Origin of the sequence: Caecibacteroides pullorum, from assembly GCF_019239235.1 — a bacterium.
Classification (GTDB): Bacteria; Bacteroidota; Bacteroidia; order Bacteroidales; family Bacteroidaceae; genus Bacteroides; species Bacteroides pullorum.
The window spans coordinates 19681-38536 of the sequence record NZ_JAAZTS010000009.1 but is presented as its reverse complement, the minus strand read 5'-3'; the positions used below and the strand labels follow the sequence as shown (position 1 = coordinate 38536).

At 51.3% G+C, this 18856-nt stretch carries 17 protein-coding genes and 2 tRNA genes; 8 read left to right on the top strand and 11 right to left on the bottom strand.

Going from position 1 to position 18856, the window contains the following annotated elements:
• Positions 1-216: 216 nt before the first annotated feature.
• The 3 genes from HF894_RS08020 to HF894_RS08010 all read left to right on the top strand — a co-directional run bounded on the left by HF894_RS08020 (position 217) and on the right by HF894_RS08010 (position 2192).
• Complete coding sequence (locus tag HF894_RS08020; protein ID WP_204971583.1) at positions 217-1290, top strand: sugar kinase; 1074 nt, start codon at positions 217-219, stop codon at positions 1288-1290.
• A gap of 289 nt (positions 1291-1579) precedes the next feature.
• Positions 1580-1999, top strand: coding sequence for a hypothetical protein (locus tag HF894_RS08015; RefSeq protein WP_021847513.1), 420 nt, complete (start codon positions 1580-1582; stop codon positions 1997-1999).
• A complete protein-coding gene (locus HF894_RS08010) occupies positions 1992-2192 on the top strand; it encodes a helix-turn-helix transcriptional regulator (protein ID WP_021847514.1) in 201 nt (66 codons plus the stop codon). The genes HF894_RS08015 and HF894_RS08010 overlap by 8 nt, the downstream gene beginning before the upstream one ends.
• A gap of 99 nt (positions 2193-2291) precedes the next feature.
• Here HF894_RS08010 and HF894_RS08005 read toward each other — a convergent pair whose 3' ends face one another.
• From HF894_RS08005 to rho, 6 genes are all read right to left on the bottom strand, one after another.
• Positions 2292-3467 (bottom strand): MFS transporter, encoded by a 1176-nt coding sequence (locus HF894_RS08005; RefSeq protein WP_075317821.1) that lies wholly within the window; start codon positions 3465-3467, stop codon positions 2292-2294.
• 69 nt (positions 3468-3536) lie between these two features.
• Positions 3537-3610, bottom strand: a tRNA-His gene (locus HF894_RS08000).
• A gap of 90 nt (positions 3611-3700) precedes the next feature.
• The gene (locus HF894_RS07995; protein WP_204971582.1) at positions 3701-4792 is read right to left on the bottom strand and encodes a CapA family protein; all 1092 of its coding nucleotides are present in this window, start codon (positions 4790-4792) and stop codon (positions 3701-3703) included.
• A 25-nt stretch (positions 4793-4817) separates the two neighbouring features.
• Positions 4818-5702 carry a bifunctional methylenetetrahydrofolate dehydrogenase/methenyltetrahydrofolate cyclohydrolase FolD gene (gene folD / locus HF894_RS07990; RefSeq protein ID WP_075317395.1) on the bottom strand — a complete coding sequence of 295 codons (885 nt, stop codon included), beginning with the start codon at positions 5700-5702 and terminating at the stop codon, positions 4818-4820.
• A gap of 191 nt (positions 5703-5893) precedes the next feature.
• On the bottom strand, positions 5894-7219 hold the full coding sequence (gene ffh, locus HF894_RS07985; protein ID WP_204971581.1) for a signal recognition particle protein: 1326 nt from the start codon (positions 7217-7219) through the stop codon (positions 5894-5896).
• A gap of 47 nt (positions 7220-7266) precedes the next feature.
• The gene (gene rho, locus HF894_RS07980) at positions 7267-9279 is read right to left on the bottom strand and encodes a transcription termination factor Rho (RefSeq protein WP_204971580.1); all 2013 of its coding nucleotides are present in this window, start codon (positions 9277-9279) and stop codon (positions 7267-7269) included.
• 234 nt (positions 9280-9513) lie between these two features.
• Here rho and HF894_RS07975 point away from each other — a divergent pair, with 234 nt between their 5' ends.
• Positions 9514-10347: a 4Fe-4S binding protein gene (locus HF894_RS07975; protein ID WP_204971579.1), complete on the top strand. Its 834-nt coding sequence runs from the start codon at positions 9514-9516 to the stop codon at positions 10345-10347.
• On the opposite strand, the gene tilS is transcribed toward HF894_RS07975, so the two are convergent.
• Entirely contained in the window at positions 10337-11614 is a 1278-nt protein-coding gene (gene tilS / locus HF894_RS07970; RefSeq protein ID WP_204971578.1) for a tRNA lysidine(34) synthetase TilS, read from the bottom strand. The two genes, HF894_RS07975 and tilS, sit on opposite strands and share 11 nt — an antisense overlap.
• A 312-nt stretch (positions 11615-11926) precedes the next feature.
• On the opposite strand from tilS, the gene feoB reads away from it, so the two are divergent.
• From feoB to HF894_RS07950, 4 genes are all read left to right on the top strand, one after another.
• Positions 11927-14398: a ferrous iron transport protein B gene (gene feoB / locus HF894_RS07965; protein WP_204971577.1), complete on the top strand. Its 2472-nt coding sequence runs from the start codon at positions 11927-11929 to the stop codon at positions 14396-14398.
• 260 nt (positions 14399-14658) lie between these two features.
• A tRNA-Cys gene (locus HF894_RS07960) sits at positions 14659-14730 on the top strand.
• Positions 14731-14871: 141 nt separating this feature from the next.
• The gene (locus HF894_RS07955) at positions 14872-15699 is read left to right on the top strand and encodes an ion transporter (RefSeq protein WP_083610600.1); all 828 of its coding nucleotides are present in this window, start codon (positions 14872-14874) and stop codon (positions 15697-15699) included.
• A 72-nt stretch (positions 15700-15771) separates the two neighbouring features.
• Positions 15772-16311, top strand: a complete 540-nt coding sequence (locus tag HF894_RS07950) for a TlpA family protein disulfide reductase (RefSeq protein ID WP_021847525.1) — start codon at positions 15772-15774, stop codon at positions 16309-16311.
• A gap of 1 nt (position 16312) precedes the next feature.
• Here HF894_RS07950 and HF894_RS07945 read toward each other — a convergent pair whose 3' ends face one another.
• The 4 genes from HF894_RS07945 to HF894_RS07930 all read right to left on the bottom strand — a co-directional run bounded on the left by HF894_RS07945 (position 16313) and on the right by HF894_RS07930 (position 18837).
• Positions 16313-17050, bottom strand: coding sequence for a class I SAM-dependent methyltransferase (locus tag HF894_RS07945; RefSeq protein WP_204971576.1), 738 nt, complete (start codon positions 17048-17050; stop codon positions 16313-16315).
• Entirely contained in the window at positions 17047-17232 is a 186-nt protein-coding gene (locus HF894_RS07940; RefSeq protein ID WP_021847527.1) for a hypothetical protein, read from the bottom strand. The genes HF894_RS07945 and HF894_RS07940 overlap by 4 nt, the downstream gene beginning before the upstream one ends.
• Positions 17233-17264: 32 nt before the next feature.
• Positions 17265-17642 carry a VOC family protein gene (locus tag HF894_RS07935; protein ID WP_204971575.1) on the bottom strand — a complete coding sequence of 126 codons (378 nt, stop codon included), beginning with the start codon at positions 17640-17642 and terminating at the stop codon, positions 17265-17267.
• A gap of 61 nt (positions 17643-17703) precedes the next feature.
• Entirely contained in the window at positions 17704-18837 is a 1134-nt protein-coding gene (locus HF894_RS07930) for a DUF4468 domain-containing protein (RefSeq protein ID WP_021847529.1), read from the bottom strand.
• Positions 18838-18856 lie beyond the last annotated feature (19 nt).

Here is an 18856-nt window from a genome sequence, read left to right as displayed (position 1 = left end):
GATAAAATTTATGCTTATTCCGTATCCGTAGGGGAATATTGCATAAAAATAATGTTTTGATAGGGATACTTTGGCTTTTATATTATTTTGTGTGAATATATATTCGGATTTTTACTAGTTTTTTTCTTTTTTCGAAGTTGAACCGATTTTGTTATCCATTAAATTTGTACATTCGCAATCTCAAAACGAATTGAAGAATAAAACTTGGATAATCAGATGGAAAACAAGCGATTGAATATTGGAAAGAAAGTGGTTACTTTCGGTGAGGTGATGCTTCGTCTGTCTACCCCCGGTTTCCGGCGTTTTTCGCAGACAAACGAATGGATAGCCACGTATGGTGGTAGTGAGGCTAATGTAGCAGTGTCGTTGGCTCATTTCGGGGTGCCGACTGAGTTTGTAACTCGTTTGCCGGACAATGCCATTGCTCATGCCTGTATTGATTCGTTACGTTCTTATGGGTTGGGCACGGAAGGTGTCGTTTTCGGTGGCAAGCGTATGGGGATTTATTTTTTGGAACCGGGAGCTGCTTTTCGTAATTCCAATGTCGTGTACGATCGCGAGGATTCTGCATTTGCGACTCTTCGTCCGGGTATGATTGACTGGGAGAAGGTGTTCGACGGAGCGGGATGGTTCCATTGGTCGGGTATTGCTGCCGCCCTTTCGCAGGAAGGGGCTGATGCCTGTCGTGAGGCGTTGGAAGTAGCCGATCGCATGGGACTGATTATTTCGTGTGATTTGAATTTCCGCAAAAAACTGTGGAACTATGGACGGACAGCAGCTGAAGTGATGATGCCGCTTGTGCAGTACAGTGATGTATTGTTTGGTGCCGAACCCGAGTATCGGGAGATTATGGGAGTTGAGCCTGTCGGTTTTAAGGCTGTGACCGCAGCTGATGTTTCATTTGAAACCAATCTGCCTGCATTCGAAACTTTCATGCGTAAAGTAAGTAAGGCTGTACCACGTTGTCAGAAGGTTTTCCTTGAGTTGCGCAATTCACTTACAGCCAACCATAATTTGTTGGCAGCTGTCCTTTTGTCCGATGGAAAGTTGCACCACACAGGAATCTATGACATCGAGCATGAAGTAGACCGTGTGGGTGCAGGTGATGCCTTCGTAGGAGGTATGATTTATGGTTTGCGAGCTTATCCCGATGATGCACAGAAGGCACTTGATTTTGCTTTGGCTGCTTCTGCCTTGAAGAATACGGTCTATGGCGATTTCAATCTGGTGACAGTTGAGGAGGTAGAAAGCCTGATGCAGGGAAATACTTCCGGACGTGTATCAAGATGATGTAAGTGTAAAAAACGGAAAAATCCTGCAAACAGATGCCTTTCTCCATACCTTCTCCGTACCAGGTCCGTACCTGCTCCATGTTTGGGTACTTGTATACGGAGAATGTACGGAGGAGGTAGTGGGTGTGTCATGCCCATTTTGGGGGTTGAAATAGTAGCATGTAGTGGTTTTAATAGAGTGTGAAATGTTATATTGAGTTAAGTTTGCGTTACTTTATGTATGGTTTGCTTGTCATTTTGTATTCTATACTTTATATTTGCATCGTAATCTTTAAAACCATTACGATATGAAAACCGATTATCTTTTGTCGCCCTCCTGCAAGAAAGTAGGATTGTGGTTGGGTATTCCTTTTGTGTTGGGAGGTCTTTATCTCTTGCTTGATGGATCTTGGATGGATACATTCTTATCCCAAATGGGGATGAAGGATTGTTTTGATGAACTTGTTGTGGTAGGTCTTGCTGTCTGCTTGTTGCTGGCTTCCTTTTCGTGTGAGAAGGATGAGGACGAATGTATTGCTCATTTGCGCATGCAGGCTTGGACGTTGGCTATTGTGTGCAACTACCTGATTCTGATTGTGGTAACACTTTGCATTTACGGAATGCCATATCTCAATTTTATGGCTGTCAATATGTTTACCGTATTGATTTTGTTTCTTGTCATTTTTCATTGGAAACTTTTGCGTTTCAGAAAGGAGAATCATGAATAATACTTTGCGCGTGCAGCGCGCCATCCATCAGATGACGCAGCAGCAACTGGCCGAGGCGGTAGGAGTGAGCCGCCAGACCATCAATGCCATCGAGACCAAGAAGTATGTTCCTTCTACGGTGTTGGCCCTCAAGATAGCAAAAGTTTTCGGCCAGCCGGTCGAAACAGTTTTCCAGCTGGAGGAAGGTGATTGATTAACTTTGCCCGACTTCTATACAATTGTGGGGCTGTATCAATAACAAGAGAGAATGCGAACCATTCTATCATGTTGTTGATGCAGCTCCATTGCTTTTTTACTTTTGTGTCACCACCGTGATGCCCAGTGAAATCAGCGTCAGTAGGGAGGCGACGGCCGATACGCCGCCCCAGCCCCACAGCTCCCAACAGCTGCCGGCCAGGAAGGTACCCAGCGAGCCGCCGATGAAGTAGGTGGTCATGAAGATGGTGTTCAGGCGGTTGGAGGCCGAAGGGCAGAGGTGGAAGATGCTTGTCTGGTTGCTGAGCTGGATGCACTGCATGCCGATATCTATTAGCAGGATGCCTGCCACAATGGCGGCAAAGCTGTTTTGCCCGAAGTAGAAGCAACACCAGGACAGGAGGATGAGCCCGCATCCGATGTAGTTGAAGTTGCGTACACCCACTTTCTTTACCCAACTGCCCACGAAGGAAGCCGTCAAGGCGCCGGCCACGCCGCACAAGCCCAGGAAGCCGATGACGTCGCTGTCGGCATAGAACGGTGCGCTGCCCATCTTGAAGGCCAGGCACGACCACATGCCCAGCATGGAGCCGAAGGCCAGTGCGGAGCGGATGGAGTAAATGCGCAGTTCGGGATAGTCCCTTACTAACTGGAAGAGCGATTTCATCAGGTCGGAGTACCGTCCGCTGAAGGTGGGGCGGATGTCGGGCAGCACCTTGAGCACCACCACAGCACATACTACCATCATGCCGGCAGCTATGTAGTACATTTCGCGCCAGCCCAGCAGTTCGCCGATGTAGCCGCTGACCACGCGCGAGGCCAGGATGCCCGTCAGCAGACCCGAGATGACGATGCCTACGTTGCGCCCCTTGTTCTCAGGGCGAGAGAAGACGGAGGCGATGGGCACGAAGATTTGGGGAATCATGGAACCTATACCCGTGAGCAGCGACGCGGCCCAGATGACATGGATGTCCTTGCTGACGGCCATCGTCAGCATGGAGCAGATGAGCAGGGTGAAATTGGCCAGAATGATTTTCTTACGCGGATAGAGGTCTCCCAGCGGGATGATGAACAGCAGTCCCAGCGCATAGCCCACCTGCGTGATCATGGCGATGAGGTTGGCGCTGAACTCCGTGATGCCCAGTTCCTGCCGTATCAGGTTGAGCAGGGGCTGGTTGTAGTAGATGTTGGCTACAGACACGCCTGCCACGATGGCGAGTGTCCAAAGGATATGGGCGGGAAGGCCGCCATTTTCTTTCAATTCCTGTTTCATGCGGATGTTGTAACTGCTTATAAAAAGAAAATCCCCATAAGCTTTTGCTTATGAGGATTACCACTAGTGGGTGGCAGATGGGACTCGAACCCACGACATTCAGAACCACAATCTGACGCTCTAACCAACTGAACTACAGCCACCATGTTAGTGCATTTCCTAAATGCGGTGCAAAGATATGGATTATATTTGAACTGGCAAAGCTTTCGGGAAATATTTTTTGTTTTTCTGCATCATTTTGTTTGTTCGCCGATTCCTTTGTTATATTTGGAGAACAGCTTGCGGGTGCTTTCTGTGAAGATTTTCAGACGGTTACGGGCCGCTGCAGACAGGCTGTCTGTCGGAGTCGTGACGGGGTAGAGAATGAAATTCTTTTTTCCGGTCAGCGTGGGGCGCCCCGTCCATACAAGGTCGTAACTGCAGGAAGCCAACCGGATGCGTGGAACGGTGACCGCAGTCGGAGGAGTTTTCTCCAAGGTCAAGCTGACGACGGCACCGCCGTCGGTGTGGCGAGCGCTCATGTTGGAGAGGTAGTTCCCCAGTGAGTAGACCAGCAGATGACGGTCGCCGCTGAGGCTGTCTGTGCGCACTTCCATGGGTTGCACCACGTGCGGATGACTACCGATGATGTGGTCCACACCTTGGGCAAACAACCAGTCGGCCCACTCCTGTTGTTCATGGCTAGGCAGCTGCTGGTATTCGTTGCCCCAGTGCAGGCAGGCGATGAGGACGTCGGGGCGCCAGGCTTGGGCGGTGTGGATGTCTTTCAGCATCTGGCGGCGATCCAGGTAGTTTACTTGGTTGGGGGCTTTGGGGCGCAGGCCGTTGGTGCCGTAGGTGTAGTTAAGTAGGGCGATGCGAAAGCCGTTCTTTTGTAGGAGTAGTGGATAGCGGTGGTGGCGGTCGGTGGAATCGCGGTAGGTTCCGGCCGAGAGAATCTGAAGGGAGTCGAGCTGGTGGAGTGTACGTTCCAGTCCTTTCTGCCCGCGATCCAGACAATGGTTGTTGGCGGTGAGTAGGATGTCGAAACCGGCGTCGCGGATGGCGTAGAGGTATTCATCGGGAGCGCTGAAGGCAGGATATCCCTGATAGGGTTGCCCGCCTAGCGTTACTTCCAGATTGCCAATGGCGATATCGGCTGCCTGTATTTGTGGCTTGACAAGGGAAAAACAAGACGAGTAGTCGTAGGTTCCTTGTGGGGTACGGGCAGCGTCAATTTGTGCTTGGTGCTGCATCAGGTCGCCTACAAATAATAGCGTAATCCGCTCCTGTGCGGAGAGGGTTACGCTATAAAGGAATAAGGTAAGGAGCGCCCACGTCTTCATTGCCTTTCAGAGTTGGGAGGTGTTTTTAGTCGTTGTAAACGGCTTTTTTGCCTGCCAGCAAAGTATTTTTCATCAGCGAGACGATAGTCATAGGGCCTACGCCGCCCGGCACGGGGGTGATGAATGAGCATTTGGGGGCCACTTCGTCGAACTTTACGTCGCCCGTTAGTTTGAAGCCCGATTTTTTAGTGGCATCGGGTACGCGGGTGGTACCTACATCAATCACGACAGCACCTTCCTTTACCATCTCAGCCTTCACGAAGTTGGGCTGGCCCATGGCGGCTATGATGATATCGGCTTCCTGGCATTCCTTCACCAGGTCACGACTGCGGCTGTGGCATACGGTGACGGTAGCGTCACCCGGATAGGCCTTTTGCATCATCAGCATGGCCATCGGTTTACCCACGATGTTGCTACGACCCAGGATGACACATTTCTTGCCTTTTGTGTCGATGTTGTAGCGCTTCAGCAGTTCGAGGATGCCGTTTGGCGTGGCCGACACGTAGCAGGGCAGGCCAATGGAGAGACGTCCCACATTGATGGGGTGGAAACCGTCCACGTCCTTACGGTAGTCAATAGTTTCGATTACTTTCTGTTCGGAGATGTGCTTGGGCAGGGGGAGCTGCACGATGAAGCCGTCCACGTCGGGATCGTTGTTCAGTTCGCGTACCTTGGCCAGCAGTTCTTCTTCGGTCACGTCGGCTTCGTAGCGGATGAGACTTGATTTGAAACCGCATACTTCGCAGGCTTTTACTTTAGCAGCTACATATGTTTCGCTACCGCCATCGTGTCCCACCAGGATAGCGGCCAGATGGGGGCGTTTGCCTCCGTGGGCCACGATTTCCGCCACTTCGGCGGCAATCTCCTGCTTCACTTGTTCTGAAATTGCTTTTCCGTCTATTAAGGTCATTTTTTTGTGTTTTAATGATGGATATATAAGTATCGCAAAAATAGCGGATTTTGGTGAATAAACCAAGGTTCGTGAGAAACGATGTGATACAAAAAGGAACGGAGACTACAAAACCAACAAGAATTTGTTTCCTGTTTTTAGTTTGTAACCTCCGTGCTTTTACAGTGGTGGAACGCTATGAAGCGTATTTATCATTTTTTCAACTTCGGCATCATCATTTTGCCCATCTTGCTGCCAGTTACCATCTTCATCATCTTGCGAGTCTGGTCAAACTGTTTCAGCAGACGGTTCACCTCCTGGATGTTTGTGCCGCTACCTTTTGCGATGCGCTGGCGGCGTGAGCCGTTCAGGATTTCGGGGTTGGTGCGCTCTTTCGGCGTCATGGAGTTGATGATGGCTTCGATACTCTTGAAGGCATTATCGTCGATGTCGATGTCCTTGATGGCCTTACCTACACCCGGTATCATGGAGGCTAGTTCCTTCAAATTTCCCATCTTCTTGATTTGCTGGATCTGGCTCATGAAGTCATTGAAGTCGAACTGGTTTTTCTGAATTTTCTTCTGAAGGCGTTTGGCCTCTTCTTCATCATACTGTTCCTGTGCACGTTCTACCAGTGAGACGATATCACCCATACCCAAGATACGGTCGGCCATACGGCTGGGGTGGAATTGGTCGATGGCATCGAGCTTCTCGCCAGTACCCACGAACTTGATAGGCTTGTTCACCACCGAACGGATGGAGAGGGCTGCACCCCCACGGGTATCACCGTCGAGCTTGGTCAGTACTACGCCGTTGAAGTCCAGACGGTCATTGAATTCCTTGGCCGTGTTCACAGCATCCTGACCGGTCATGGAATCGACCACGAAGAGGATCTCGTTGGGATTGATGGCCTGTTTGATAGCTGCGATTTCGTTCATCATCTCCTCGTCTACGGCCAGACGACCGGCAGTATCGACAATGACCAGGTCGTAACCTTTGGCCTTGGCTTCCTGAATGGCGTTTTGCGCAATCTTTACAGGGTTCTTGCTGTCCAATTCACAGTACATGGGTACTTCGATTTGTTCGGCCAATACGCGCAGCTGTTCGATGGCGGCAGGGCGGTAGACGTCGCAGGCAACAAGCAACGGCTTGCGGTTCTTCTTCGTCTTGAGCATGCGGGCAAGTTTGCCGGAGAAGGTTGTCTTACCCGAACCTTGCAGACCTGACATCAGGATGACTGTCGGTTTGCCGCTCAAGTCGATTTCGGAGGTTTCTCCACCCATCAATTGGGTCAGCTCATCGTGGACAATTTTCACCATCAATTGACTGGGTTTAACGGCAGTGAGCACGTTTTGTCCCATGGCTTTTGCCTTGACGGTGTCGGTAAAGTTTTTGGCCACCTTGTAGTTGACGTCGGCATCCAGCAGGGCTTTGCGTACGTCTTTCAGGGTTTCGGCTACGTTGATTTCGGTGATTTTGCCTTCACCTTTCAATATCTTGAACGACCGTTCGAGCCGTTCGCTTAAGTTATCGAACATAAGGTATTATCAATTATCAATAGTTCATTGTAAAGGGTTCATTATTCTCAGCTGTTCATGCTCATGAGGAACTCGTCGTTGTCTTTGGTCTTTTCCAGACGGTCCTTCACGAAATCCATGGCTTCGAGGGCATTCATGTCGGCCAGGTACTTACGCAGAATCCACATGCGGTCGAGTGTTTGCTTGTCTTGCAACAGGTCGTCGCGGCGTGTGCTCGAAGCAACGATGTTGACGGCGGGGAAGATACGCTTGTTGGCTAGGTTGCGGTCGAGCTGGAGCTCCATGTTGCCCGTACCCTTGAATTCCTCGAAGATCACTTCGTCCATCTTGGAGCCTGTATCAATCAAGGCCGTAGCCAGAATGGTGAGTGAACCGCCACCTTCGATGTTACGGGCGGCACCGAAGAAGCGTTTGGGCTTGTGCAGTGCGTTGGCATCTACACCACCTGACAGTACCTTGCCTGATGCGGGCGAAACGGTGTTGTAGGCGCGGGCCAGACGGGTGATGGAGTCGAGGAAGATGACTACATCGTGGCCGCATTCTACCATGCGCTTGGCTTTTTCCAGCACAATGCCGGCAATTTTCACGTGGCGTTCGGCCGGTTCGTCGAAGGTTGAGGCGATGACTTCAGCGTTGACGGTGCGGGCCATGTCGGTCACTTCCTCAGGACGCTCGTCGATGAGCAGCATAATCATGTATACCTCGGGGTGGTTGGCTGCGATGGCGTTGGCGATGTCCTTCATCAGGATGGTCTTACCTGTCTTGGGCTGTGCTACGATAAGGGCGCGCTGTCCCTTGCCGATGGGGGCGAAGAGATCTACTACGCGAGCCGAGAGCGAGTCGCTGTATCCGCCTTTGCAAAGCTTGAACTTTTCATCGGGGAAGAGCGGCGTTAGGTGTTCAAAAGGAACACGGTCACGTATGAAGGCCGGGTCGCGGCCATTGATCTTAGAAACTTTTACCAGCGGGAAATATTTTTCTCCTTCTTTCGGCGGACGGATGACACCGTCTACTACGTCGCCTGTTTTCAAGCCGAAGAGCTTGATTTGCGACTGCGATACGTAGATGTCGTCGGGTGAAGAGAGGTAGTTGTAGTCAGACGAACGGAGGAAACCGTAGCCGTCGGGCATGATTTCTAATACGCCAGTACCGCCGAGGATATCGTCGAAGTCGTATGCTTTTTCACGCTCCGGCTGTTTGCGCTCCGGCTGAGGCTGCGGGGCATTCTCTGCATTATAGGGCTGGATGGCTCGTTGTTGAGGTTGAGCGGCAGGGCGCTGTTGCTGATTGTTGTTGTTATTCTTGTTCTCAGCATTGTTGTCACGACGGATGCGTTGACGTTGCTGCGATTGTTTTTGTGGAGCTGGTGCCTGTACAGGTGGCTCTACACGAGTTGCTTCGAATTTGCCGATCAGTTCGGAAGGCAGTTCTATTTTTTCAGTCGGGAGATCTTCAATGGGGATGAAGTCGTTGTCGGCATTGACTGGGAGTGGCATCTCTTCTTTAGGTTCTGTTACTTCAGTTTTAGCCGTTTTTTCCTCTTCTGCCACTACTGCTTTGGGAGTTTCTTCTTCTTTGTTTACTGATGGTTCAGCAACGGTTTCTTTTTCTTTTTTCTCAGCTTTTTCTGCTGTCTTTTTTCCTTCTGCCTTAGTCTTGCGAGGACGTCCGGGTTTGCGTTTGGTCGATTCGGTAGTTTCTTCCGTCTCGTTTGTGCTTTCTACGGTCGGTTGGGCAGGAACTACAGCCGTTTTTTCAATGGTAGGAGCTTCGTTCGGATTGGGCTTGCTTAGCTCTCCGTTTTTGTCTGCCGAGAATACTTTATCCACGTTGTCCTTCTTGACAGTGACGCGTGATCTTTTCTGGCGTTCATTTTTACGCTCTTCTTTTTGTTTGTCAGCAGCAACTTTTTTAGTTGCGCCTACAATGGCTTGTTCATCAAGAATCTTGTAGACCAACTCTTCTTTTTTGAGTGATTCGGTCTTCTTGATACCTAATTCCTGCGCAATACTTTGAAGTTCCGACAAACTTTTGTCGTTCAGTTGAATAATATTGTACATATATACGTGTATGAATTATATTGTATAGGAGGGGGTAGCTTACTTAAAGCAGCCGTTGCCGACAATTAAGCTGAACCACCTTTTTGAAATCTATTATTTAAATAGGGATTATTTTTAGTCTATTGATGTCTTTTTGACGGCGCAAAGATAGAAAATTATTTTGGGTTTCATATACAATCAGCCTGTTTTTTTGAATAGAATATCCTATCTTTGTTTCGTGATAAACGTTTAGTTATGACTATTACTGAAATAAATCTGATTACTTTTTCGCCTACTCATACATCTAAACAAATAGGAGAGGCGATTGTTCGCGGCATGGGTATTGCCGACGTTTCTTTTGTAGATATGACCTTACAGGCGCCTGAGAAAAAGGAGTTTGGCTCTGACGCTCTGGCGGTGATAACGGTACCTGTATATGGCGGCCATGTGGCTCCTCTGGCTTTGGATCGGATGAAAGACCTTTGCGCCGACGGTACGCCAGCCGTGATAGTTGTGGTTTATGGTAACCGTGCCTACGAGAAGGCTTTGGTGGAGTTGGACGCTTTTGTTAGCGGCTTAGATTTCAAAGTGATTGCCGGCGGAACGTTTGTAGGTGAGCATTCGTACAGTAGCGACCGTTATCCCATTGCGGCCGGCCGTCCCGATGACGACGACCTGAAGTTTGCCGAAGAGTTTGGTGCCAAGGTGCGTATTAAACTTGCGAATGCCGCCGATGCAGAGCATCTGTATGGAGTGGATGTGCAGAATATTCAGCGGCCGAAGCAACCTTTCTTTCCTCTATTCCGTTTTCTGCGTCGGGTGATAAAGTTGCGCAAGAGTGGTGTGCCCATGCCTCGCACGCCTCAAGTGGACGAGAACCTCTGTACACATTGCGGCTTGTGCGTGAAGCGTTGTCCTGCAGGCGCCATTGTGAAAGGGGAGGAGTGCGTGACGAATGTTGAGAAATGCATCCGTTGCTGCGCTTGCGTGAAGGGATGCCCTCAGAAGGCACGTACGTTCGATACACCCTTCGCCGCTTTGTTGCATGATTGCTTCCAGCGCCCGAAGGAGAACCGAATCATTCTTTGATCATACGGACGATCGTCACTTTACGTGTGTGTTTGTCCACTCGAAAGCGGTTGTCTGTCCGTTCGCCCACCAGCCAGGCGATGTCTTCGCCGCAACACAACACCCATTGGCGTTGTTTTTGCAGGAGGGAGAATTTGCGGTCGGTCAGATAATCGCTTACTTTTTTGCGCCCCTTCATGCCGAAGGGCACGAACGTGTCGCCCGTCTGCCACAGGCGCAGGGTCAGTGTGTGGTGCAGTTTGGAGGTGTCGAAACAGGCGGTCAGCCGGTCGCGGGGGATGATGAAGTCGGGCGTCAGCTCCACTTCCGTCATTTCCAGTCGGGGCGGGCGGTTCATGGTTTGCTTGTCTTGCATCAGCAGCAGGTCGCGGTCCTTTACCACCAGCCAGCCTTCCGATTCGAAGGCCTTGCCTGCCTGCCCGTCGAGCGAGCGGAAGATGTCGTCCGTCTGTGCTTCGTTGAAGCCCAGCGGGTGGAGGATTTCATGGAGCAGCGCCTGCGGCTCTGCTTCCTTGAGCAAGGCGGCTATGCAGATGCCTTCGGGGCAGAGCACCCTTTCCCTGGCTTCGGCTATACCTATATTATATAAGGTGGCGGCTTCGTCCAGATGGGCAGCTGTGCGGAGGATGCTACGTCGGACGGACGGGTTGATTTCCTGCATCAGGGGCAGGAGGTTCAGGCGTATCTTGTTGCGCGTGTATTCGTCCTGCAGGTTGGTGCTGTCGGTGACGTACGACTGGCCTTGGCGGTCGAGGTAGTGCAGGAGGTCATCGCGCGTGAGGCAGAGTAGGGGGCGGACGATGTGGCCGTTGCGTGGGCGGATACCTCGCAAGCCGTTGATGCCCGTGCCCCGCATCAGGTTGAGGAGGAAGGTCTCCACGCTGTCGTCGGCATGATGGGCCACGGCTACGGCTTCGGCGCCTAGCTCTTGACGGAGGGTCTCGAACCATTGGTAACGCAGCTCGCGTGCGGCCATTTCGATGGAGATGTGCCGGTTGGTGGCGTGTTGCGTGGTGTCGAAGTGGACAACGTGCAGGGCGACGTGCCGCTCCTCGCACAGGCGGCGGACGAACTGCTCGTCGCGTTCGGACTCCTCTCCGCGCAGGTGGAAGTTGCAATGCGCCGCTTCGCATGCATAACCCAGCTCCGTCAGCAGGAGCAGGAGGGCCACGGAGTCGGCACCGCCGCTCAGGGCCACGATGACTTTGCCGCCTGCTTTCAGCAGACGTTCTTGGGCAATGTATTGGGCGACTTTCTTCTTTTCCATACCTGCAAAGGTAGTATAAACCGAGAGAAATACAAAAGACGAAAACAACGTTTTCGGGCTTTTTTATTTCCGAGGCGGCGTTGTCTTATTAGCAGGTCAGCATTCCTTTGGAAAGCACTGCTTTGCAACCTTTAAAGCATTGCTTTCTTCCTTTGAAAGCATTGCTTTCCGAAATGGCGCGTAGCGCGATGCGGACGGGGTTTGCTATCAGTTTCTTACGCCTTGTTATTTAAAAACATTCTAAATTGCTTGCGGGTTGTCGGCATATCTCGTATCTTTGCATCCGAAAAATCATAGAGAAAGGCAAATACTATGCGTTTATCCGAATTGAATACCGGCGAGAAAGGCGTGATTGTCAAGGTGATGGGCCACGGAGGTTTCCGCAAGCGCATTGTGGAGATGGGCTTCATCAAGGGCAAGACGGTGGAGGTGCTGCTTAACGCGCCTTTGCGCGACCCTGTGAAATACAAAGTGATGGGCTACGAAATCTCCCTGCGCCGCCAGGAGGCCGACATGATTGAGGTCATCAGCGAACAGGAGGCGAGGGAGCACAACGTGCAACCCGGCTACCACAAGGGACTGGAGGAAAACATCCGCCTGACCGAGGACGAAATGAGAACGCTGGCGCGCGACAAGCGCCGCACCATCAACGTGGCGCTGGTGGGCAATCCAAACTGCGGCAAGACGTCGCTCTTCAACATAGCTTCGGGGGCGCACGAGCATGTGGGCAACTACAGCGGCGTGACGGTCGATGCCAAGGAAGGCTTCTTCGACTTCCAGGGCTACCGCTTCCGCATCGTCGACTTGCCGGGCACGTATTCGCTTTCGGCCTATTCGCCCGAGGAAATCTACGTCCGCCGCCACATCATCGACCAGACGCCGGACATCATCATCAACGTGGTCGACGCCTCCAACCTGGAGCGCAACCTCTACCTGACCACCCAGCTGATAGACATGAACGTCCGCATGGTGGTGGCGCTGAACATGTACGACGAGCTGGAGGCCAGCGGCAATACACTGGATTACGTGAAGCTGGGCGAACTCTTCGGCGTGCCGATGCTGCCCACCGTGAGCCGTACGGGCCGCGGCGTGGAAAACCTTTTCCACGTCATCATCACCCTTTACGAAGGAGGCGACTTCCTCGACAAGAAGGGAAAGGTGCGCGCCGAAATCCTCGAAGACTTCCGCCAGTGGCACAAGGAATATGTGCCCGACCACGCTTTCGGCACCCATCAGGAAGAGGAGGAGCATCCGCGAGGTTTCTTCCGCCACATCCACATCAACCACGGCCCCGAACTGGAGCGCAGCATCGATGCGGTGAAGCTGGTCATTAGCGAAAACGAAAACATCCGTCACAAATACTCCACCCGTTTCCTTTCCATCAAGTTGCTGGAGAACGACAAGGACCTGGAGGGCATGGTGAAGACCCTGCCCAACGGCGATAAAATATTGGAAGTGCGCGACCGCGAGAAGCAGCGCATCCGCGAGGTGATGAACGAGGACAGCGAGCAGGCCATCACCGATGCCAAGTATGGTTTCATCTCGGGTGCCCTGCGCGAGACGTTCGTGGATAACCATCAGGACAAGGAGCGTATGACGCGCGTGATAGACGCCATCGTGACCCACCGCGTCTGGGGATTTCCTATTTTCTTCCTCTTTATGTTCCTGATGTTCGAAGTGACTTTCGTGCTGGGAGCCTACCCGCAGGACTGGATTGAGAGCCTGGTGAATGTCATCGGAACCTTCATCAGCAACAACATGACCGAAGGGCCGTTGAAGGATTTGCTCATCGATGGCATTATCGGCGGCGTGGGAGGCGTCATAGTCTTCCTGCCCAACATTCTGATACTCTATCTGTTCATTTCGCTGATGGAGGATTCGGGCTACATGGCCCGTGCAGCCTTCATCATGGACAAAATAATGCACAAGATGGGCTTGCACGGCAAGTCGTTCATCCCTCTCATCATGGGCTTCGGATGCAATGTGCCTGCCGTATTGGCTTCGCGTACCATCGAGAATCGCAAAAGCCGGCTTGTGACCATCCTCATCAATCCCTTGATGTCGTGCAGTGCGCGCCTGCCTATCTACCTGTTGCTGGTAGGCGTCTTCTTTCCCCATCATGCCAGCCTGGTGTTGCTGAGCATTTATAGTTTGGGCATCATTCTGGCCGTGGTCATGGCGCGTCTCTTCAGCCGCTTCCTTGTGAAGGGCGACGACACGCCGTTCGTCATGGAGCTGCCTCCCTACCGCATGCCTACCTCGAAAGCCATCTTCCGCCACACGTGGGAGAAGGGTGCACAATACCTGCGCAAGATGGGGGGTGTCATCATGGTAGCCTCCATCATCATTTGGGTGCTGGGGTATTTCCCGCGTCCCTCCGAGTCGATGGACCTGGCGCAGCAACAGGAGAATTCCTATATCGGCCGCATCGGCAAGGCCATCGAGCCGGCTATCGAGCCATTAGGCTTCGATTGGAAGCTGGGTATCGGCATCCTGTCGGGTGTGGGAGCCAAGGAACTGGTGGTCAGTTCGCTGGGCGTGCTCTATGCTGATGATGCCGAAGCCGACCAGACGACCTTGGCCCAACGGTTGCCCATCACGCCGCTTGTGGCTTATGGCTATATGGTTTTCATCCTGCTTTATTTCCCATGCGTGGCTACGCTGGCTGCCATCAGGCAGGAGGCGGGCGGCTGGAAGTGGGCGGCATTTGCGGCTGCCTATACCACTATATTGGCATGGATCATGTCCTTTGCCGTTTATCAGATAGGAGGATTGTTTGTATGACCGACTGGCAACATTGGGCGGTAGCCCTGATCGTACTGCTATGCTTGTGGAGCATTGTAAAGAGCATCCGCTCCTTTTTTCGCCGTTCGCGGAAAGGGGAAAATCCTTGTAGCGGATGCTCTTGCGGGTGTTCGGGCGGTTGTCCTTCGGCGGCCGTGAAAAAAGAAATGAAGAAAAAATGCTGCGGATAGTTGGTAATTAGAAAAATTGTACTACCTTTGCATCCGCAATCGGGAAGTAACCCCTTGCAAATCGATCTTGGTACCTTGGATGAGTGGCTTAGTCAGCGGTCTGCAAAACCGTGTACGGCGGTTCGAATCCGCCAGGTACCTCGAAATCCAATAGAAGCCCTGCCTTTAAAAAGGCGGGGCTTTTTTGTTTTTCTTGGTCCTATAGCATAAGTTTTGTGTTGAAAGTATATTGGGTTCGTTTCATATTGATTATATTTGTGTTTTAATAAAAATAGAATGAATATGAATACTCGGACACACTTGGATCTGAATCCTTTGCATGGAAGGCTTCCTCAGCTGATTCGTCATGAAAAAGTCTATCGGACCATTCATCGTCAGTTGATGAAGAAATGGTTTCAGTACTTTGTGTTGTTCTTTATTATCGGTTCAATCATTTCTATTGTATATGGTTCGTTTGCAGAGTCAGCTCCCTATCGTAGCTGGCTGTATTCATTCAATTATTTGGCTTCGTTTGTTTTTACAATCGAATATATCTTGAGGATTATAGCGGCTCCTGTCCAGTATGTCGATTGTAAGCATGCCTGGAAAGCCCGTCTGCGTTATCTGTTCTCCTTCTATGGCATCATCGACTTTGTGGCGGTCTTTCCGTTTGTGGTCATTTATCTCTATCAGGAGAGTCCGCACGTACATCTGGTGGTGCTGGCCTATATCCTGATCATATTCAAACTCATCCGTTATTCACGTTCTTTCCAGTTGATAGGTACGGTGCTCAAGACGGTAAAGGAGGAACTGATCACTGCTTATACGGCCTGCGGTATTATGTTGGGCTTTTCGGGGATATTGATGTATTACATTGAACGGGGAGCTCAGCCGGAAGCCTTTGCCAATATAGGTGACGGATTCTGGTGGGCCATCGTGGCTTTTACGACGGTGGGTTATGGAGATATCTATCCCATCACGGCATTGGGCAGGCTTTTGAGTAGCATTATCAGTTTGATAGGCATAGCGATGATTGCCATTCCTACGGGTATTATCAGCTCGGCTTTCATGAGCATGCTTTTGGATAAGAAGAAAAAGGAAGAGAAGAAAACTTCGTCGGAGTCGGAATGACGGCTCTTTTTTGCCCGAATCAGATTAAAGTGTATCTTTGCGAATGTGACAAATTTATAAACTCGAAACAACATGAAACGACTGAATCTATTCTTTTTCTGTCTGCTGACAATGATTGCTCTGGCAGGCAATGCTCAGGAAAAACAGGCTGACGCCAACGGGTATATTGTTAAGGTGGGCGAACAGGCTCCCGATTTTACAGTAAAGTTCACGGACGGGCAGAGCGTGAAGCTGTCCAGCCTGCGTGGCAAGGTGGTGATGCTCCAGTTTACGGCCAGCTGGTGTGGCGTGTGTCGCAAGGAGATGCCATTTATCGAGAAGGATATCTGGCAGAAGCACAAGGATAACAAAAACTTTTATCTGATGGGCATCGACCGCGACGAGCCTTTGGAGAAAGTCATTGCTTTCGGAAAGGCCACCAAAGTGACCTATCCGCTAGCTCTGGATCCGGGGGCCGATGTCTTTGCCCTTTATGCACAACGACAGGCAGGCATTACCCGCAATGTGCTGATAGACCGTGATGGGAAAATCGTTATGCTGACCCGTCTGTACAATCCGGAAGAATTCCAGCGGCTGGTCGAAAAGATAGACGAGATGCTGGCCGAGGAGTGATTCAAGCTTTCGGGCGAAGCCGGGCCAGGTAGTCGTAATGTTTTCCCTCTTTTACCAGTTCGGCTTCGAATCCGTTTTGTGCGGCGTAGAGGGAAAGGGTCTGGAAGTCGATGTAGAGCCAGTCGAACGGATCGCCTATGATATCCTTGTATTGCATCTTGAAATCTACCTCGCCGTAATAGTCGCCTGCGATGTCGATGACGAAACTTCCGTCTTCGTCTTCATACAGGTAGCGCAGGTCGCTGGAATCCATCAGGATGCTGCCTCCGGGGCGCAACAGTTGTTTGGCCTTCCGGAAGAAAGCGGGCAGGTTCTCCAGCCGTCCGATGATGCCGGATCCGTTCATCAGCATAAGGAGGGTGTCGTAGGAGCCGCAAAAACTTTCATTGAAGAGGTTGGCTTGTGTAACTTGCTTTACACCGCGTTTGCGCATGGCTTCTACCGATAGCGGAGAGATGTCGATGGCTTCCACTTCCTTCCCGGCTGCTTGAAGGATCAGGCTGTGGCAACCGCTTCCGGCACCTACATCGAGGATGCGGCCGGTAGCGAGTTGCAGGGCTGTCCGTTCCAACGGGGCCATCTGTTTTTCTGTGCGGAACAGGGTACGGACCGGTATCTCGTCTTCATCGAACTGGGAAGAGAATACGCGCAGCTTGTCGGCTTTCCCATGTTTCAGGTAGTCAAGGATGGCTGTTCCCATCGGGTCTTTGTCGGTTGTCAGCAGGTCGGTGTATATCATTTCTTATGTCTGTTGGCGCGTTTGCGGCGGATTTCGGCTTTCATTTTGGCGGCTCCCGAATTGTGGAGGCCGGTAATATAGGTTTTCTTTTTGGCTTTGGTTTTCACTTTGGCTTCGCCTTTGGGTTTCTCTTTTTTCCCCTTAAAGACGATACCGCCCATCATAGCTTCTTCTATACTCATAAGTTTTATTGTTTACGGGTGAGGAATGTGGATTATCGGGCAGGCAGAATTTCAATCCAGTAGTCATCGGGGTCGTTGATGAAGTACAGACCCATGGCTTCGTTCTCGAAGCATACCCAACCATTCTCTTTGTGATACTGGTGGACAGCATCGTAATCACCGTTGACACGGAAGCACAGATGACTTTCGTTTTCACCCAGTTCGTAGGGTTGGGTATGGTCTTTCAGACAGGTAAGCTCCAATAGGAAGGGGCTGCATCCGTCAGTCAGATAGACCAGGGTGAACGAACCGTCGGCTGCTTCTTTGCGGTGGTCTTCCTTGAGGCCCAGGGCTTTTTCATAGAACGCGATGCTGCGTTCGAGGTTGGTGACGTTGATGTTGAAATGGTCGAATTTGCTTTTGATTTCCATGATTGGTTTTGAATAATGGTTTATCGGGCGCGGGATTTACTGGAATCCCGCGCCCAGAGGTTTATTTCATTTGTGCTTTCACGATTTCGCCAATGTACATGCGTGGCTGGCCTTCCAACGGTTCCTGTGAGGGGAGTTTCTTACACTCGAGTACGACGCTGGGTTCCTGTTGTCCGTTGGGGTAGAAGCGGACGGTATAGGTGGCTGCCTGATCGAGCTGTTCGTGGGGTTGGTCGGGCGAGAGGAAGGTGTAGATGACTGCCTTGCCTGACATCTTGCCTAGCGAGCCTCCGGCGTTGGCTGTCATCATGGTCATGTTGAAGGCGTCGGTGCCGATGACGATAACCAGCTTACCTGCGCCTATCTGAATAGCATTGGCAGGTAATTGGTCGGGGGCTACTTCCTTGTACGCGCTCTGCTGCGAGGAAGGAGCGGGGGTTTGTTCAACCACAGGCTGGGCTGCGGGTGCTACAACGGGTGTCTCGGCCTGCTGGGCTACGGGCTGCTGTTTGGTGTTGATAACCGTGGTACCCGAGTTGACAATAGCTTTACTTTCTTTCTTTTCTTTTGCTTCTTCAACTTCTTCGTCGGTAAGGACCACGATTTGGTCAATGTTAGCGACGCTCAGTGCTTGGGTGGCTTCTTTGCAGAGTTCGTCGGCGAAGTCTACGGTCTTTCTGCGCCATTTGGCCAGACCCAATACCAGTTTAGTCTGGCTTTTGTTCAGGGCATAGTCATCGGTGATCCATTTTTCGGCTACATATTTTTCTTGGTCGCGGCCTTCGCGGTAGGTATAGCGTATCTTTTCAATGCGGAACTCACACTTTTCCGGTTGACAGAAGGCGCTGAGCTGATAGTTGATGAGGGTGCGATCCAGTGATAGGGCGCTGGAGCTGAACACGAGCCATTCTTCGCCTATGCCTATCACCTGGCCTTTTTCTTTGTTGGTATAGACCACACGACTGGTTTCGTTCTGGTTTTTCTTCAGGCGGAGGTCCATCCACTTCTGCATGCGTTCGAAGATTTCGTCCTGCGACATGCCGGGGATGCTGAATTCTTTGCTGAATACGACTTTGCCGTCTTCTTCGGGAACGGCTCCGGCCAGGTACTTGCTGTCGTCGCGCTTCTGGGCCTGGAGTACGGTGGGCAGGCAGAGGCAGAGGACGATGAATAGGAGTTTAGTCAATTTTTTCATTGCGTTCTATTTTTTTGAT

Excerpts from the sequence above, each read along its gene's own strand:
- HF894_RS08020 (WP_204971583.1), top strand. The coding sequence starts at position 217 with ATGGAAAACAAGCGATTGAATATTGGAAAGAAAGTGGTTACTTTCGGT.
- HF894_RS08015 (WP_021847513.1), top strand. The coding sequence starts at position 1,580 with ATGAAAACCGATTATCTTTTGTCGCCCTCCTGCAAGAAAGTAGGATTG.
- HF894_RS08010 (WP_021847514.1), top strand. The coding sequence starts at position 1,992 with ATGAATAATACTTTGCGCGTGCAGCGCGCCATCCATCAGATGACGCAG.
- HF894_RS08005 (WP_075317821.1), bottom strand. The coding sequence starts at position 3,467 with ATGAAACAGGAATTGAAAGAAAATGGCGGCCTTCCCGCCCATATCCTT.
- HF894_RS07995 (WP_204971582.1), bottom strand. The coding sequence starts at position 4,792 with ATGAAGACGTGGGCGCTCCTTACCTTATTCCTTTATAGCGTAACCCTC.
- folD (WP_075317395.1), bottom strand. The coding sequence starts at position 5,702 with ATGACCTTAATAGACGGAAAAGCAATTTCAGAACAAGTGAAGCAGGAG.
- ffh (WP_204971581.1), bottom strand. The coding sequence starts at position 7,219 with ATGTTCGATAACTTAAGCGAACGGCTCGAACGGTCGTTCAAGATATTG.
- rho (WP_204971580.1), bottom strand. The coding sequence starts at position 9,279 with ATGTACAATATTATTCAACTGAACGACAAAAGTTTGTCGGAACTTCAA.
- HF894_RS07975 (WP_204971579.1), top strand. The coding sequence starts at position 9,514 with ATGACTATTACTGAAATAAATCTGATTACTTTTTCGCCTACTCATACA.
- tilS (WP_204971578.1), bottom strand. The coding sequence starts at position 11,614 with ATGGAAAAGAAGAAAGTCGCCCAATACATTGCCCAAGAACGTCTGCTG.
- feoB (WP_204971577.1), top strand. The coding sequence starts at position 11,927 with ATGCGTTTATCCGAATTGAATACCGGCGAGAAAGGCGTGATTGTCAAG.
- HF894_RS07955 (WP_083610600.1), top strand. The coding sequence starts at position 14,872 with ATGAATACTCGGACACACTTGGATCTGAATCCTTTGCATGGAAGGCTT.
- HF894_RS07950 (WP_021847525.1), top strand. The coding sequence starts at position 15,772 with ATGAAACGACTGAATCTATTCTTTTTCTGTCTGCTGACAATGATTGCT.
- HF894_RS07945 (WP_204971576.1), bottom strand. The coding sequence starts at position 17,050 with ATGATATACACCGACCTGCTGACAACCGACAAAGACCCGATGGGAACA.
- HF894_RS07940 (WP_021847527.1), bottom strand. The coding sequence starts at position 17,232 with ATGAGTATAGAAGAAGCTATGATGGGCGGTATCGTCTTTAAGGGGAAA.
- HF894_RS07935 (WP_204971575.1), bottom strand. The coding sequence starts at position 17,642 with ATGGAAATCAAAAGCAAATTCGACCATTTCAACATCAACGTCACCAAC.
- HF894_RS07930 (WP_021847529.1), bottom strand. The coding sequence starts at position 18,837 with ATGAAAAAATTGACTAAACTCCTATTCATCGTCCTCTGCCTCTGCCTG.